This window comes from Sphingomonas sp. CARO-RG-8B-R24-01 (assembly GCF_022662295.1).
Lineage (GTDB): Bacteria > Pseudomonadota > Alphaproteobacteria > Sphingomonadales > Sphingomonadaceae > Sphingomonas.
On sequence record NZ_JAKNQI010000014.1, the window covers coordinates 1 to 14,943 of the forward strand.

Consider the following 14,943-nt stretch of genomic DNA (forward strand, 5'->3'; position numbering starts at 1 on the left):
CGAAGGCCGGGGCCCAGGAGCGCAACCGGCATGGCCGCAGGCTGCGCACAGTTGCAAAAACCTTCGCTACTGGGCCCCGGCCTTCGCCGGGGAAGCGTTTCTATTGGGGGGAAGCGGAGGATGTACCTTACGCGATCGGCGTCCCCGCAAGCTGCGCCCGCGCGCGTTCCTCGCTCAGCCGCTCGAGGATCGTCAGCGGGACCGGGCCGTCGCGCAGCACTTCGTGGAACTGCTTCTGGTCGAACTTCGCGCCCAAGATCTTCTGCGCCGTGTCCCGCGCCCGCATCCAGCTGAGATGCCCGAGCTTGTAGCTGCACGCCTGCCCCGGCATCGCGCAATAGCGCTCGATCTCGCTTTGCGAGCGTCCGCGCGTGAAGCCGACGACCTCGACGAAATAGTCGGTTGCCTTGTCGCGGCTCCAGCCCTTGGCGTGGATCCCGGTATCGACCACCAGCCGCGCCGCGCGGAACAGGAACGACTGGATATAGCCCGCGCGCTCGATCGGCGTCGCATAGCCCCCCAGCGGTTCGGCGAGCTGCTCGGCATAATGCGCCCAGCCCTCACCGTATGCGCTGAAGAAGCCGAGCTTGCGCAGCACCGGCATGTCGAGTGCGGCGACCAGGCTGAGCTGGAGGTGATGCCCCGGCACGCCCTCGTGATAGCTCAGCGACGGCAGCGTGTATTTCGGCCAGTTCTCGATGTTCTTCAGGTTGATGAAGTAGATCGCCGGACGCGAGCCATCGAGCGCGGCGCGCTTGTAATAGCCGTTGGGCGCGCCGTCCTGGATCTCGACCGGGACGGCACGGATATCGAGCGGCGCGGACGGCGGGTTGAGGAACGCCTGCCCGAGCTTCGCCTGCATCGCCGCGACCCCGGTGTTGAGCCCCGCGATCAGCTCGGCGCGACCGGCGGGCGTATCGGGATAGAGCTGTTCGGGCCGCTGGTTGAGCGCGGTCAGCCGCGCGCCGGTCGAGCCTTGCGTCAGCCCCTGCGTCTTGAGCAGCGCATCGAGCTGTGCGCTGAGGTCGGCGACCTGGTCGAGCCCGATCTTGTGGACTTCATCAGGTGTAAAGCTGGTCGTCGTCGCGGCGGCGAGCGCGGCGGCGTAGATCTCGCTCCCGCGCGGGAGCGGGGCGATCCCGGCGGTGCTGCGCGCGCCCGCGCGAAGCGTCTTGACCAGCGCGATCTGGCGATCGAGCGCGGGATAGACCTTGTCGTTCAGGCTCGCCGCCGCGCGCTTGTCCCAGTCGCCCGACAGGCCGCGCGCCTTGGCACGGGTCGCGACCGACGAGACGATCGAGCTGTCGGCGGCGGCGGGCGCGCGCAGCTTGGCGAGCTGCCCCAGCGTCAGGTCGAGCAGGAAATCGGGCGCGACCATCCCGCGCGCGGCTTCGCTCCGCTGCAGTGCGCTGTCCTGGTCGAGCGCGGTCGCGAACGCATCGACTCGCGCGCAATAGGCGTCGGCATCGGCGGCAGTAACGATCGTGTGCGTGCTGTTGAGAAAATCGGGAACGTCGAAATAGGCACCGGACTGCTGCGACAGCACATAGGGCCGGTTCGGCGAACCGAGCCCGAACTTCTCCGGCCCGACGGCGCGTTGGGTCAGCGAATAGAGCACGACCTCGCGGTTGAGCTTGCCGCTGCGCGACAGGCCGGCGACCGGCACCGCCTGCACCGCGGCGATCGCCTTGCGGGTGCGGGCAAGCGCTGCGGCGCGCGCGGCGGGGGTGCGTTCGTCGAGGCGGCTTTTCAACGCGGCGTTGGCGCCTTTGTCGAGCCCGAGGCTGCTCGCCTGTTCGGGCGATTCCTGGACGTTCTGCTCGAAGATCGTCTGGAAGGCCGCGTTGAGCGCGGCGTCGCCCGCGGGTACGGCGGCGGCGGCGACGCGGGGGACGAACGCGATGGCGGTAGCGGCGCTGCCTGCGCCAAGAAATGTACGGCGTTGCAAGGGGTAAGTCCTTCCGGTGACGATCTCTGGCGGGATCGTACCAGCGTCGACCGGATCGACAAGACGCCCCCTGCAGCAAATCTCCTGCGAAGGCAGGCGTCCAGGGTCGCGCGCACTCCAGGGCCGACCCCGCCCCAATGGTCATATGGCGCGTCGGCGGGAGGTACCGACGACGGTACAACCCGGGCGGCAGCTTTCCGGATTGACGCAGTGCAGCATAAAACCTACCTGCCCGCGCTCGTACGCTAAGCCCGTTCCGGCGCAGCCTTGCTCAGCGCTGGAGGCGCCGCGATCATGACCACGACTTTCGCCGATCTCGCCTTGTCCCCGCTGATTCTCCAGGCGCTGGCCGAGGAAGGCTATGCCACCCCGACCCCGATCCAGGCGCAGTCGATCCCGCTGCTGCTCGAGGGGCGCGACATGCTCGGCATGGCGCAGACCGGCACCGGCAAGACCGCCGCCTTCGCGCTCCCGCTGCTCCACCGCCTCGCCGCGAACCCCCGCCCGGCGCCCAAGGGCGGCGCGCGCATCCTCGTGCTTGCGCCGACGCGCGAGCTCGTGTCGCAGATCGCCGCGGGGTTCGAGAGCTTCGGCCGGCATCTGTCGCTCACCGTCACCACCATCTTCGGCGGCGTCAGCCAGTTCCATCAGGTCGCGGCGCTCGACGCCGGTGTCGACATCCTCGTCGCCGCCCCCGGACGCCTGCTCGACCTCGTCGACCAGGGCCTGTGCGACCTCTCCGCGCTCGAGGCGCTGGTGCTCGACGAGGCGGACCAGATGCTCGACATGGGCTTCGCCAAGCCGATCGAACGCCTCGTCGCGACGCTGCCGAAGGACCGCCACACGCTGCTGTTCTCGGCAACGATGCCCAAGGCAATCGCCGCGTTCGCCGAGAGCCTGCTGACCGACCCCGCCAGCGTCGAGATCGCGCCGCCCTCGACCACGGTCGACCGGATCGCGCAGTCGGTGATGTTCCTCGACGCCGCGAACAAGAAGACCGCGCTGCTCGAACTGCTGCGGACCCCCGACATTGGCCAGGCGGTCGTCTTCACGCTCCAGAAGAACATCGCCAACGAAGTCTGCGCGTTCATCACCGAAGCGGGGATCACCGCCGAGGCGCTCCATGGCAACAAGTCGCAGGGCCAGCGCGAGCGCGCGCTCGATGCGTTCCGCGCGGGCACGGTGCAGGTGCTGGTCGCGACCGACATCGCCGCGCGCGGGATCGACGTCGACACGGTGACGCACGTGTTCAACCACGATCTGCCGAGCCTGCCCGAAAGCTATGTCCACCGCATCGGCCGGACCGGGCGCGCCGGGCGCAGCGGTTTCGCGATCACGCTGTGCGATGCCGAGCAGCGCGCCTGGCTCCACGACGTGGAGCGCGAGATCGGGCGGACGCTGACCGTCCACGACGACCACGCCTGGCATTGCGAAGTCGCGCGCCACTCGACCAAGCGCGCGCCGGTGCTCGGTGGCGGCCCGGTCAAGCAGGTCAAGCCCGCGAAGGCACCGCGCGAACGCAAGGTCTGGACCGAGGAAGAAAAGCTCGCCGCGCGCATGGCGGCCCGCGCCGCCTGAGCGGAGCGCATCACAAGCGCGTGACGGGCGTCGCGGGACGTGTTCTTCTTATGTCGGACCGCCGTCACCCCGGCGCAGGCCGGGGCCGCCAAATAAGCGCGCAAAACCGGTGATACCGCACCCAGCCGTCTCGCCGCGCCCGGGTAACACCACGGCCCCGGCCTGCGCCGGGCCGACCGCGCAATCCTAGACCCGCGCCACCCCGTTGACCGCATCCGCCGCGCGCAACGCGCCGATCACGCGCATCAGGTGATGCACATCGTGGACTTCCACGTCGATCGTGTTGGTGTGGAAACCGGTATCGCGATTGTCGAGCCGCAGGTTGACGATGTTCGCCTTCTGCGCGCCGATGATCGTGGCGATCGTGCCCAGCGCGCCGGGTTCGTTCTTGACCTCGACCGAGATCCGCCCGGTCGCACCTTCGGTCTTGTCACCCCAGGACAGGTCGACCCAGTCGGCGTCGTCGGCATCCCCCAGCACGTCGCAGTCGATCGCATGGACCTCGATCCCCGCATCGGGTCGGCGCAGCCCGACGATCCGGTCGCCCGGGACCGGGTGACAGCATTCGGCCAGGTCGAACGCCACGCCCGCGGTCAGCCCGCGGATCGAGATCGCGTTCGATTGCGGCGGCAGGTCGCGCATCGCCTCGGTCCCCGCCGATCCCGGCATCAGCGCTTCCATCACCGCCGCATCGGGAATCCGCCGCCGCGCGATCGCCTCGAGCAAGGCCGCCTCGTCGGGCACCTTCAGCCGCTGCAACGCCATCGCCTGCGCCTCGCCCGACAGCGGCGCGGGCAGGCGCGAGACGAGCTCGTCGTACATCTTGCGCCCGAGCGCCTGGGTCTCGATCCGCTCCTTGTGGCGCAGATGCCGGCGGATCGCCGCGCGCGCCTTGCCGGTGATCGCGAAGTTCAGCCAGTTGGGTTGCGGCTCCTGCGCCTTGGATCGCAGGATCTGGACCTGATCGCCATTTTCGATCGTGGTGCGCAGCGGGACAACGCGCCCGTTGACCTTGGCACCGACCGCCTGGTCGCCGAGATCGGTATGGACCGCATAGGCGAAATCGATCGGCGTGGCGCCCTTGGGGAGCTGTTGCAGCTCGCCCTTCGGGGTGAAGGCGAAGATCCGGTCCTGGTACATCGCCATGCGCGTGTGTTCGAGCAGCTCCTCGGGGCTCTCGGCATTGTCGAGGATCTCGACCAGGTCGCTGATCCAGCTGTGCTGGGTGTCGGGGCGAACCTTGTCCTGCTTGTACGCCCAGTGCGCGGCGAGCCCGAGTTCCGCTTCCTCGTGCATCTCGCGGGTGCGGATCTGGATTTCGACACGGGTATTGTCGGCGTGGATGATCGTGGTGTGGAGCGAGCGATAGCCGTTGCGCTTGGGGGTGGAGATATAATCCTTGAACCGCCCCGGCACCATCGGCCAGCGCCGGTGGATGACGCCGAGCGCCTCGTAACACGCCTCCTCGCTCGGCACGATCGCGCGGAACGCCATGATGTCGCTCAGTTGCTCGAAGCTGATGTGCCGTTCGGCCATCTTCTTCCAGATCGAATAGGGGTGCTTCTCGCGGCCCGAAATCTCCGCTTCCAGCCCGTGGCGCGACAGCAGCAGTTTGAGCCCGGATCCGATCTTGGTGATCCGGTCGCCGCCGCCCTCCTTCAGTTGGGCGAGGCGGATCGTGATCGATTCATACGCTTCGGGCTCGAGCTGCGCGAAGGCGAGCGTCTGCATCTCCTTCATGAACTCGTACATGCCGATCCGCTCGGCGAGCGGGGCGTAGATATCCATCGTCTCGCGCGCGATGCGTTTGCGCTTGTCGGGGTTCTTGATGAAATGCAGCGTGCGCATGTTGTGCAGCCGGTCGGCGAGCTTGACCAGCAGCACGCGGATGTCGTCCGACATCGCGAGCAGGAATTTGCGCAAATTCTCGGCGGCGCGCTCGTTTTCGGTCTGCGCCTCGATCTTCGACAATTTGGTGACGCCGTCGACGAGTCGCGCGACGTTCGCCCCGAACAGCCGGGTGATCTCCTCGGGCGTTGCGACCGTATCCTCGATCGTGTCGTGCAGGATCGCGGTGGCGATCGTCTCGTCATCGAGATGGAGATCGGTCAGAATTCCCGCGACTTCGATCGGATGGCTGAAATAGGGGTCGCCATTGGCCCGCTTCTGGCTGCCATGCGCCTGCATCGAGAAGACATAGGCGCGATTGAGCAGGGCTTCGTTTGCCGTGGGATCGTAGTCCAGGACCCGATCGACAAGTTCATACTGACGCAACATCCGCATCAAGATGGCGTCGCGACGGCTTGATTTGCAACCTGTTTGCGCAACAAACCGAAAAAACCCCTCCCGCGCGCGCGGCGCGGAAGGGGGTAAAGGTCCTCGCGAGGAGGATCCGCGGGATCGGAAACCGCCAGCGCCTTGCTTCCGGCCCTTACTTGGCGTGCGCGTTGCACTTGGTCAGGGCCGCGTCGTCGAACACCTTGCCGCCGGCGCTGAAGGCGGAAAGCTTGCCCGCGTGCTGGACGATCATCTCGCACATGATGTTCTCGCGCTGCGGCCCTTTGCTGGCCGTGAACGCGGTATCGCGCCACTTCCACACGGTGCCGCTGGTGATCAGCATTTGTTGTGCAGGTGCAGCAGCCGGCGTTGCGACATAATAGCGACCGGCATCGGCGGCATGGCCGACGACCGGGGTCAACAGGAGGGCAGTCGCCAGGAATGGCGCCGCGGCACGAAAGGTCGAGGACATCAGAACGACTCCAGAGATATGTTTGCAATGCAGCAATTAGCAAAGTAGGTTGCGACTTGCAACTGAAACTTGCGGTGTTGGTGGCGTGCCGTTTCCCTGCCGTGCAAAAATGCGATACGATGAGGAATCATGGACGAAAAACTCCGCGAACCGCTGCGCGAACAATTGGTCAACTGCAGCCTGCCCGCCGCGCTCGAGGCGATGGGCGAGCGCTGGAGCTTCATGATCCTGCGCGCCGCGTTCAACGGCCTCCATCATTTTGAGGAATTCCAGTCCGAACTGGGGATCGCGCGCAACATCCTCGCCAACCGGCTGGGGCGGCTGGTCGAGCACGGTATCCTGACGCGCGACGCGATGATCAAGGACCGGCGCAAGATCCATTACCAGCTGACCGAAAAGGGCACCGCGCTGTTGCCGACGATGCTCGCGCTGCGCCAGTGGGGCGAGCGGTGGGAGACGGGATTCCGCGCGTCGCCGGTGCTGGTCGATGCGCGCGATCGCCGCCCGATCGGCCCGATCGAGGTGCGATCGTGGGACGGGCGCACGCTGACCAAGCACGACCTGTTGTGGGCCCTGCCGGAGGACGTCAATTATGCGGAGCCGGAAGGGATCGAAGCGACCGCCCGTGCGGCCGAATAGCGTGCGCGGGCCCGCGATGCCTTATGGATTCGCGCGGCGATCTTGCGTATCCCTGTCGCGTGCCTAGCCTTCACGCCCTTGCGAACCCCGCGCGCTTCCTCGCGCTCGCACGGCCGTTGACGCCGGTGCTGTTCTGGGCGGGGGTCGCGCTGATCCTGTTCGGCGGCTGGGCCGGGCTGACTCAGACCCCGCCCGATTATCTCCAGAAGGACAGCGTCCGGATCCTCTACATCCATGTCCCGACCGCGTGGCTCGGCATGGGGGGGTGGAGTGGTATCGCCTTGTCTTCGTTGGTCTTTTTGGTCTGGCGCCATCCACTGGCGATGATCGCGGCGCGCGCGATCGCGCTGCCAGGTGCAACCTTCGCTGCCTTGTGCCTGGCAACCGGATCGATCTGGGGGCGGCCGACCTGGGGGACGTGGTGGCAATGGGACGGGCGGCTGACCTCGATGCTGCTGCTGTTCTTCGTCTATCTGGGCTTCCTCGCGCTGGTCCGCGCAGAGGATGAGCGCGCGGGCTTCGGTGGCGGCGGGCGGATCGCGGCGCTGTACGGCGTGGCCGGGTCGGTGCTGTTGCCGATCATCCGTTACTCGGTGGTGTGGTGGAACACGCTGCACCAGGGGCAGAGCATCGGCCTGACCAAGTCGACGATCGCCCCCGCGATCCTGTGGCCCTTGTGGTTCACGCTCGGCGGTTTCACGCTGTTCTTCGCGGGGATCGTGCTGATGCGGATGCGCACGATCCTCGCGCGGACCAAGGCGGAGGCGCGATTGCGCCGGCGCGCGCATCATGTCGAGGTGCCGGCATGAGCCACTGGCCCTTCATCATCGCCGCTTATGCGCTGACCGCAGCCGGATCGGTCGCGCTGGCGGCGTGGAGCTATCTCGCGATGCGGAGGGCGGAGAAATGAAGGCCAAGCACCAGCGCCTGACGCTCGCCGCGCTCGCGGTGGCGGCGGTCGGCGGGTCGAGCGCGCTGGCGCTGTCGGCGCTCAAGGACCAGGCGGCGTTCTTCTACGCGCCGGGCGACGTGAAGAAGGACGGTTTGCCGTTGGGGCGCGCGGTGCGGCTCGGCGGGATGGTCGCGGGCGGGTCGCTCCACAAGCGCGCGGACGGCGTGACGATGCAGTTCGTCGTGACCGACGGGGTCGCGCGCGTGCCGGTCGCGTTCCGCGGGATCGCGCCCGATCTGTTTAAGGAACATTCGGGTGTGGTGGCGGAGGGGCAGTTCAACCCCGATGGCAGCTTCACCGCGAGCAACCTGCTCGCGAAGCACGACGAGAAATACATGCCCCCCGAAATGGCGGGCAAGATGCACGAGACGAAGACGCTGGTGCAATGAGGGTTGATTTGACGGTTGCTTCCTCGGGTTTTGCGCCGTGTTCCTGCGAAGGCAGGAACCCAGGGCTGGGGGGCGCAACGCCCGTTGGTATTCGGGACTCCTGGGCTCCCGCTTTCGCAGAACCTCCACGAAGGTTGGGTTATGGACCCGTCCTTTGCTGTTTTCCCGCGAAGGCGGGAATCCAGAGCCAAGCAGAACAACGGCTCACAGCTCTCGCAACCTCTGGACTCCCGCTTTCGCGGGAGAACGAAGAGACTTTAGCGATGAGGACGCGGCATGATCGCTGAAGCAGGTCTGGCCGCACTCTGGTTCGCCGCCGCACTGGCGGCGTTGCAGCTCCTGCTCGCGGCGCTCGGCGTCTGGCGGTCGGCCAAGCCCGCGCTCGCCGAGCTTGCGTCCACCGAGGACGTGCTGCGGGCGGTCCGCCCGGTCGCGGTTGTGCAGGGCGTGCTGGCGCTGCTTGCGATGCTGCTGCTGATCGCGCTGTTCGTGCGCAGCGACATGTCGGTGCTGCTGGTTGCGGAGAACAGCCACTCCGCCAAGCCGATGCTGTACAAGGTGGCGGGCGCGTGGGGGAATCACGAGGGCTCGATGCTGCTGTGGGTCACGATCCTCGGCATTGCCGGCGCGGCGGTCGCGCTGTTCGAACGCAGCCTCGCACGACCGACGCTGATCGCGACGCTCGGCGCGCAGGCGGCGATCGCGCTCGGCTTCTATGCCTTCCTGCTGTTCTCCTCCAATCCGTTCGCGCGGATCGATCCGGCGCCCGCGGACGGCAACGGGCTCAACCCGTTGCTGCAGGACCCCGGCTTGGCGTTCCATCCGCCGACCCTGTACATCGGCTATGTCGGCATCTCGATCGCCTTCTCGTTCGCGGTCGGCGCGATGATCACGCGCGATGTCGGCCCCGCCTTTGCGCGCGCGATGCGGCCATGGGTGCTGGGGGCGTGGATCTTCCTGACGCTCGGGATCACCGCGGGATCGTATTGGGCCTATTACGAGCTCGGCTGGGGCGGCTGGTGGTTCTGGGATCCGGTCGAGAACGCTTCGCTGATGCCGTGGCTCGCGGCGACCGCTTTGCTCCATTCGGTGACGGTGCTGGCGACGCGCGATGGCCTGCGTGCGTGGACGTTGATGCTCGCGGTGGTGGCGTTCTCGATGTCGATGATCGGCACGTTCCTGGTGCGCTCGGGCATTTTGACGAGCGTCCACGCCTTTGCGGTCGATCCGACGCGCGGGAGCTTCATCCTTGCGCTGCTCGCCATCTATATCGGCGGCGCGTTGCTGCTGTTCGCGCTCCGCGTGGGGACGGTGCGCGCGGGCACGACGTTCGACTTCGTCAGCCGAGAGGGGGCGCTCGTTGCGAACAACCTGTTGCTGACGGTGATCCTCGGCGTCGTTTTGATCGGGACGCTGTACCCGATCGTCGCGGCGGGGTTCGGGACGCAATTGTCGGTCGGGCCGCCGTTCTTCGACAAGGCCGCCGGGCCGGTCGCGCTGGTGCTGATCGCGGTGATGGCGGTCGGCCCGTTGCTGCGCTGGCGACGCGATACCGCGCAGGCGGCGCTGGGGCGCGTCACCATCCCGATCGCGGTAACCGGCGCGGTGCTGATCCTCGTCGCGGCGACCAGCGGCGGGATCGCGTTGCTGCCGTTGCTCGGGCTGGCGCTCGCGGGTGGCCTGGCGGCGGCAAGCGTCGCGCCCTTGTGGAAGCGCAACCTGCGCCGGACGCCGCTGTTCACCTATGGGATGGTGGTCGCGCATCTCGGGATCGCGGTCAGTCTCGCGGGGATGGCGTGCGATACCGCCTTCACCCAGGCGACGCTGGTCGCCGCGCGGGTCGGCGAGCCGCAGCGGGTTGGGCCCTATACCGTGACGCTCGACGGGGTGAAGCCGGTGATCGGCCCGAACTGGTCCGCGATCGAGGCGCGGCTCAGCGCGCGGCGGGGGGCGGATGGCGGCGTCTTCTTCCTACGGCCGCAATCGCGGTTTTTCGCCAATCCGGTAACGGTGACCAGTGAGTCGGCGATCGCGACGCGCTGGGACGGGCAGCTCTATACCGTGCTCGGCGAACCCGATGCGCAGGGGCGCTGGCAGGTGCGGTTGTGGTGGAAGCCGTTCGTCACGCTGATCTGGCTCGGCGGCGCGCTGGTGGCGGTCGGCGGGGCACTGTCGCTGCTCGGGCGGCTGTTGCGCACCCGCCGCGACCGGGTGCGCACGGACGCCTACGCATGAGTCGGCAACTGATCTGGATTCCGTTCGCGGTCGCGCTCGGGCTGCTCGCGCTAATTGCCTGGGGGTTGTACAAGCCGGCGGACCGCACGGTGCATTCGGCGCTGGTCGGGCAGACTCTGCCCGCTTTCGACCTGCCGCCGATCCTCCCGACCAAGCCCGGGCTGGCCAGCACGCAGTTCGGCGCAGGCAAGCCGCGATTGCTCAACGTCTTCGCGAGCTGGTGCATCCCGTGTGTCGCCGAGGCACCGCAACTGCTTCGGCTGCAACAGGCGGGCGTGGTGATCGACGCGGTTGCGATCCGCGATACGTCGGCGGACATTCGGCAGTTCCTGACGCGCAACGGCGATCCTTATGCCGCGATCGGCGACGACAAGACGAGTTCGCTGCAACTCGCGCTCGGCTCGTCGGGCGTGCCGGAGACGTTCGTGATCGACGGGCGCGGGCGGATCGTCCAGCAGCATGTCGGCGACATCCGCGAGGACGAGGTGCCGGGGCTGATCGCGCTGATGCGGGGGTTGCAATGAGGGGTTTCCCCGTTCTTCTTCCCCGGCGAAGGCCGGGGCCCTGTCGCGATGGCGGATTTCGCGGCGGACTGCGCGCGATGACAAAGCGCCCTCGTCTGGGCCCCGGCCTTCGCCGGGGAAGCGCGGTGGTGGGAATGCTTCTCCTCACCGCTCCGGCCTTCGCCGACAGCAGCCTGCCGCCCGCGCCACTCGCCAACGTGCAGCTCAAGGATCCGGCCAAGGAAGCGCAGGCGCAGGCATTGATGGCGACGCTCCGTTGCGTCGTCTGCCAGGGCCAGTCGATCGCGGACAGCAATGCCGAGATGGCGGGCGACATGCGCTCGCTGGTGCGGACGCGGATCGAAGGGGGGCAGAGCCCGGCGCAGATCCGCGACTGGCTGATCGCGCGCTACGGTGACTACATCAGCTACGATCCGCCCTTCAGCGCGCTGACCGCGCCCTTGTGGATCGCACCGCTGTTGTTGCTCGTGCTCGGCGTCTGGCTTGCGCGAGCCAGCTTCAAGCGACGGCGGCGGTAGCAGACCACCGTCACCCCGTCGGAAGCCGGGGCCGCGTCGTGCCGCGCGCGTGACGGTTCCGCGCGGCAACGGGACGGTGCCAGCCTCCGCCGTGGCGACGGAAGACCCGGGTCAGCCCAGCACCGTTCCCCAATCCCCCGCAACCGCCGCGTCCGCGGCCGCTGCGACCGCCGTCATGACCATCGCATCCTGCGCCAGCGCCGGATCGAACCCCAGCCCCGCCGATACCAGCCGTCCCAGCACCGCCGCTGCATCGCCGTCGCGCGCCGCCAGCGCGAGCGCTTCGCCCGCCGGATCGACGATCGCCACGCCGCCGCGCGCGCGCTGCATCAGGAAGGCGACCCAGCACCCCAGCGCCGCCACCACATGCCGCGGCAGCTGCCCCCGCGCGCGGTGCGCGGCGAGCGTGTCGCCGAGTCGATAGGGCAGCTTCTGGCTGCCATCGGCGGCGATCTGCTCGAGCCGGTGGACGATCGCGGGATTGCGGAACCGGGCCAGCACCGCAGCGCGATACGCGTCGTGATCGAACCCGGCGACGCGCGGAAGGATCGGTACGATCTCCGCGCGGATCATCGCGTCGACGAAGGCGGCGAGCGGCGCATCCTGCATCGCCTCGGCGACGCTGGTCGCGCCGCGCAACAATCCGGCATAAGCGAGCGTCGAATGCGATCCGTTGAGGACGGGCAGCTTGGCCTGTTCGTACCCCGCGACATCGTCGGTCAGCGTTGCGCCCGCGCTGGCCAGCGCCGCCCCGACCGGTCCGCCGAGATCCTGGATCACCCATTGCGCGAATCCCTCGCGCTGGACCGCGGCGCGATCTACGACGCCGAGCGTGTCCGCGACGTCGGCGTAGAGCGCTTCATCCGCGGCGGGGGTGATCGAATCGACCATCGTCCCCGGCACGCGGACTTCGCCCGCGATCCATTCGGCGAGATACGGGTCGAGCAAGCCGGCGTAGGCGATCAGCGCGGCGTGCAGCTTCGCGCCATTGTCGGCGAGATTGTCGCACGGCATCACCACATAGGCGGGCGTCCCCGCGGCGTGCCGCGCCGCCAGTCCCGCGACGATCCAGCCGATCACGCTGCGCGGGGTCTCGGTGCCGGTCAGATCGTGCGCGATATCGGGATGCGTCAGGTCGAGCGTCCCGTTAGGGGCGAGGCAATAGCCCTTCTCCGTCACCGTCGTCGTGACCAGCCGCACCGCCGGGTCCGCCAGCAACGCATGGGTCTCCACGGCGTCGTCGGGGCCGAGGAAACGGCTGTGCGCGCCGATCACGCGGTAGCGCGGTTCGGCATCGCGGATCGCGAGCGTGTAGAGCCCCTGTTGCGCGGCGAGCTCGGTCACCGTGCCCGCGCTGCGCAGCGAGACCGCGGCGATCCCCCAGCTCGGGTCGTGCTGGAGCAGCGTATCGATATACGCCGCCTGATGCGCCCGGTGGAACGCGCCGGGGCCGAAATGGACGATCCCGATCGGCGCGGGTGCCGACCGATCCGGACGGGCAACGGTGGCGGGAAGCGCACCGAGTACGGCATAATCCAGTCGCTGGCGGTCGTCCTGCATCGTCATCCTGCTTCCGCGCTGTTCGAACTGAAGATGTGCGGCGTTACCCGCAGAGGGGCCGGGGATGCCAGCCTCTTTCGCCATCTCCCGCTCGTTGCGGACGACGTCGAGAAACGGCCACGCATGCTGTGCCGGGTTTTTCGACCGGGCTCGCAACGACTGGGGGGGGCGGCGTTTCGGCTGTACGGGACGGGCCCGGCGTGCCGCAGCAGGTTGCCAACGTCGCCCGGCATCGCACCTTGTCCCTGTGCCCGCCACCGCCTACCAGATCGCACGGCAACCCGGTTCGGGAGAAACAGAATGACGCGACGCCTGGATTTGCACCCCGACCGCCTGTTTCCCGCCGATCCTTCCACGCGCGCCATCGCGCGGACGCTCTACGCCGAGATCGCCGACCTGCCGATCGTCAGCCCGCATGGCCATACCGATGCGCGCTGGTTCGCCGACGATGCGCCGTGGAGCGATGCGACCGCGCTGCTGCTCGCGCCGGATCACTATATCTTCCGCATGCTCTACAGCCAGGGCATCGCGCTCGACGCGCTCGGCATCCCGAGCCGCGCCGGCGTTCCCGCGACCGACCCGCGCGCGGCGTGGCGGACCTTCGCCGAGCATTACACGCTGTTCCGCGGCACCCCTTCGCGCATGTGGCTCGACCATGTCTTCGCCGACGTGTTCGGCTTCGACGTCGCGCTGGAAGATGCCACCGCCGACCTGTATTTCGACACGATCACCGAGAAGCTGGCGACGCCGGCGTTCCGTCCGCGCGCGCTGTTCGACCGCTTCGACATCGCGTTTCTCGCCACCACCGAGGGGCCGCAGGACGATCTGGACGCGCACCACCGGATCCGCGAGTCGGGCTGGAACGGGGGCGTCGTCACCACCTATCGCCCGGACGGGGTGATCGATGTCGAGCACGAACAGTTCGGTGCGGCGATGTCGCGTTTTGCCGAGCTGACCGGCGAGGACGTCCACAGTTGGCAGGGGTATCTCGCCGCGCACCGCAAGCGCCGCGCCGACTTCCGCGCGGCAGGCGCGACCGCCACCGATCACGGCCACCCGACCGTCGCGACCGCCAACCTTTCCGCGGTCGAGGCCGAGGCGCTGTTCGGCAGGATCGTCGGCGGCCGCTGGACGCCTGCCGATGCCGAGCTGTTCCGCGCGCAGATGCTGACCGAAATGGCGGCGATGTCGGTCGAGGACGGGATGGTGATGCAGATCCATCCCGGCTCGTTCCGCAACCACAATGCCGGCCTGTTCGCGAGCCACGGGCGCGACAAGGGTGCCGATATCCCGGTACGCACCGAATATGTCCACGCGCTCAAGCCGTTGCTTGACCGGTTCGGGACAAGCACAGACCTTTCGATCATTCTCTTCACGCTCGACGAGAGCGTGTACGCGCGCGAACTGGCCCCGCTGGCGGGGCATTATCCGTGTCTCAAGCTCGGGCCCGCCTGGTGGTTCCATGACAGCCCCGAGGGGATGCGCCGCTTCCGCGAGATGACGACCGAGACCGCCGGATTCCACAACACCGTCGGATTCAACGACGACACGCGCGCGTTCCTGTCGATTCCGGCGCGGCACGATGTCGCGCGGCGCGTCGATTGCGGCTTCCTCGCACGGCTGGTGGCGGAACACCGGATCGAGGAGTGGGAAGCGGCCGATCTCGCGCACGAGTTGACCAGCGGGTTGGTGCGACGGGCGTATCGGATCGATCGGTGACGGGCGACGCCGAGCACGCGCCGCATATGGCTGCCACTGTCCCTTCCCGTCACCCCGGCGAAGACCGGGGCCGCCACGTTGCGGGGCGCGACCGGCGATACGACACCTGGTCGCCCGCCGAGCGCGGGTAAC

General features: G+C 68.1%; 12 protein-coding genes. 8 read left to right on the forward strand and 4 right to left on the reverse strand.

The genetic code is table 11. The features are described 5' to 3' along the window. Positions 1–127 precede the first annotated feature (127 nt). Positions 128–1,948: a DUF885 family protein gene (locus L8G49_RS20445; RefSeq protein WP_242187807.1), complete on the reverse strand. Its 1,821-nt coding sequence runs from the start codon at positions 1,946–1,948 to the stop codon at positions 128–130. Positions 1,949–2,242: 294 nt separating this feature from the next. Between L8G49_RS20445 and L8G49_RS20450 the strand changes: the two genes are divergently transcribed. Beyond that, complete coding sequence (locus L8G49_RS20450) at positions 2,243–3,526, forward strand: DEAD/DEAH box helicase (protein ID WP_242187809.1); 1,284 nt, start codon at positions 2,243–2,245, stop codon at positions 3,524–3,526. A 186-nt stretch (positions 3,527–3,712) separates the two neighbouring features. Here L8G49_RS20450 and L8G49_RS20455 read toward each other — a convergent pair whose 3' ends face one another. Continuing rightward, the gene (locus tag L8G49_RS20455; protein ID WP_242138728.1) at positions 3,713–5,803 is read right to left on the reverse strand and encodes a bifunctional (p)ppGpp synthetase/guanosine-3',5'-bis(diphosphate) 3'-pyrophosphohydrolase; all 2,091 of its coding nucleotides are present in this window, start codon (positions 5,801–5,803) and stop codon (positions 3,713–3,715) included. 154 nt (positions 5,804–5,957) lie between these two features. After that, on the reverse strand, positions 5,958–6,275 hold the full coding sequence (locus tag L8G49_RS20460) for a hypothetical protein (RefSeq protein ID WP_242187811.1): 318 nt from the start codon (positions 6,273–6,275) through the stop codon (positions 5,958–5,960). Between the two features lie 129 nt (positions 6,276–6,404). Here L8G49_RS20460 and L8G49_RS20465 point away from each other — a divergent pair, with 129 nt between their 5' ends. From L8G49_RS20465 to L8G49_RS20490, 6 genes are all read left to right on the forward strand, one after another. Continuing rightward, positions 6,405–6,914 (forward strand): helix-turn-helix domain-containing protein, encoded by a 510-nt coding sequence (locus L8G49_RS20465; protein ID WP_242187812.1) that lies wholly within the window; start codon positions 6,405–6,407, stop codon positions 6,912–6,914. A gap of 59 nt (positions 6,915–6,973) precedes the next feature. Then, positions 6,974–7,723 carry a heme ABC transporter permease CcmC gene (gene ccmC / locus L8G49_RS20470; RefSeq protein WP_242187815.1) on the forward strand — a complete coding sequence of 250 codons (750 nt, stop codon included), beginning with the start codon at positions 6,974–6,976 and terminating at the stop codon, positions 7,721–7,723. A 97-nt stretch (positions 7,724–7,820) separates the two neighbouring features. Next, positions 7,821–8,255 (forward strand): cytochrome c maturation protein CcmE, encoded by a 435-nt coding sequence (ccmE, locus tag L8G49_RS20475; RefSeq protein ID WP_242187817.1) that lies wholly within the window; start codon positions 7,821–7,823, stop codon positions 8,253–8,255. Between the two features lie 276 nt (positions 8,256–8,531). Next, positions 8,532–10,490 (forward strand): heme lyase CcmF/NrfE family subunit, encoded by a 1,959-nt coding sequence (locus tag L8G49_RS20480; protein WP_242187821.1) that lies wholly within the window; start codon positions 8,532–8,534, stop codon positions 10,488–10,490. Beyond that, positions 10,487–11,014: a redoxin family protein gene (locus L8G49_RS20485; protein WP_242187822.1), complete on the forward strand. Its 528-nt coding sequence runs from the start codon at positions 10,487–10,489 to the stop codon at positions 11,012–11,014. Before L8G49_RS20480 ends, L8G49_RS20485 begins: the two co-directional genes overlap by 4 nt. 134 nt (positions 11,015–11,148) lie before the next feature. Beyond that, positions 11,149–11,532 carry a cytochrome c-type biogenesis protein gene (locus L8G49_RS20490; RefSeq protein WP_242138729.1) on the forward strand — a complete coding sequence of 128 codons (384 nt, stop codon included), beginning with the start codon at positions 11,149–11,151 and terminating at the stop codon, positions 11,530–11,532. Positions 11,533–11,643: 111 nt separating this feature from the next. On the opposite strand, the gene L8G49_RS20495 is transcribed toward L8G49_RS20490, so the two are convergent. Beyond that, the gene (locus tag L8G49_RS20495; RefSeq protein ID WP_242187823.1) at positions 11,644–13,098 is read right to left on the reverse strand and encodes a mannitol dehydrogenase family protein; all 1,455 of its coding nucleotides are present in this window, start codon (positions 13,096–13,098) and stop codon (positions 11,644–11,646) included. 294 nt (positions 13,099–13,392) lie between these two features. Between L8G49_RS20495 and uxaC the strand changes: the two genes are divergently transcribed. Further along, the gene (uxaC, locus tag L8G49_RS20500; protein ID WP_242187829.1) at positions 13,393–14,811 is read left to right on the forward strand and encodes a glucuronate isomerase; all 1,419 of its coding nucleotides are present in this window, start codon (positions 13,393–13,395) and stop codon (positions 14,809–14,811) included. The last annotated feature ends 132 nt before the right edge of the window (positions 14,812–14,943 follow it).

Excerpts from the sequence above, each read along its gene's own strand:
- L8G49_RS20450 (WP_242187809.1), top strand. The coding sequence starts at position 2,243 with ATGACCACGACTTTCGCCGATCTCGCCTTGTCCCCGCTGATTCTCCAG.
- L8G49_RS20465 (WP_242187812.1), top strand. The coding sequence starts at position 6,405 with ATGGACGAAAAACTCCGCGAACCGCTGCGCGAACAATTGGTCAACTGC.
- L8G49_RS20485 (WP_242187822.1), top strand. The coding sequence starts at position 10,487 with ATGAGTCGGCAACTGATCTGGATTCCGTTCGCGGTCGCGCTCGGGCTG.
- uxaC (WP_242187829.1), top strand. The coding sequence starts at position 13,393 with ATGACGCGACGCCTGGATTTGCACCCCGACCGCCTGTTTCCCGCCGAT.
- L8G49_RS20455 (WP_242138728.1), bottom strand. The coding sequence starts at position 5,803 with ATGTTGCGTCAGTATGAACTTGTCGATCGGGTCCTGGACTACGATCCC.
- L8G49_RS20480 (WP_242187821.1), top strand. The coding sequence starts at position 8,532 with ATGATCGCTGAAGCAGGTCTGGCCGCACTCTGGTTCGCCGCCGCACTG.
- L8G49_RS20495 (WP_242187823.1), bottom strand. The coding sequence starts at position 13,098 with ATGACGATGCAGGACGACCGCCAGCGACTGGATTATGCCGTACTCGGT.
- L8G49_RS20490 (WP_242138729.1), top strand. The coding sequence starts at position 11,149 with ATGCTTCTCCTCACCGCTCCGGCCTTCGCCGACAGCAGCCTGCCGCCC.
- L8G49_RS20460 (WP_242187811.1), bottom strand. The coding sequence starts at position 6,275 with ATGTCCTCGACCTTTCGTGCCGCGGCGCCATTCCTGGCGACTGCCCTC.
- ccmE (WP_242187817.1), top strand. The coding sequence starts at position 7,821 with ATGAAGGCCAAGCACCAGCGCCTGACGCTCGCCGCGCTCGCGGTGGCG.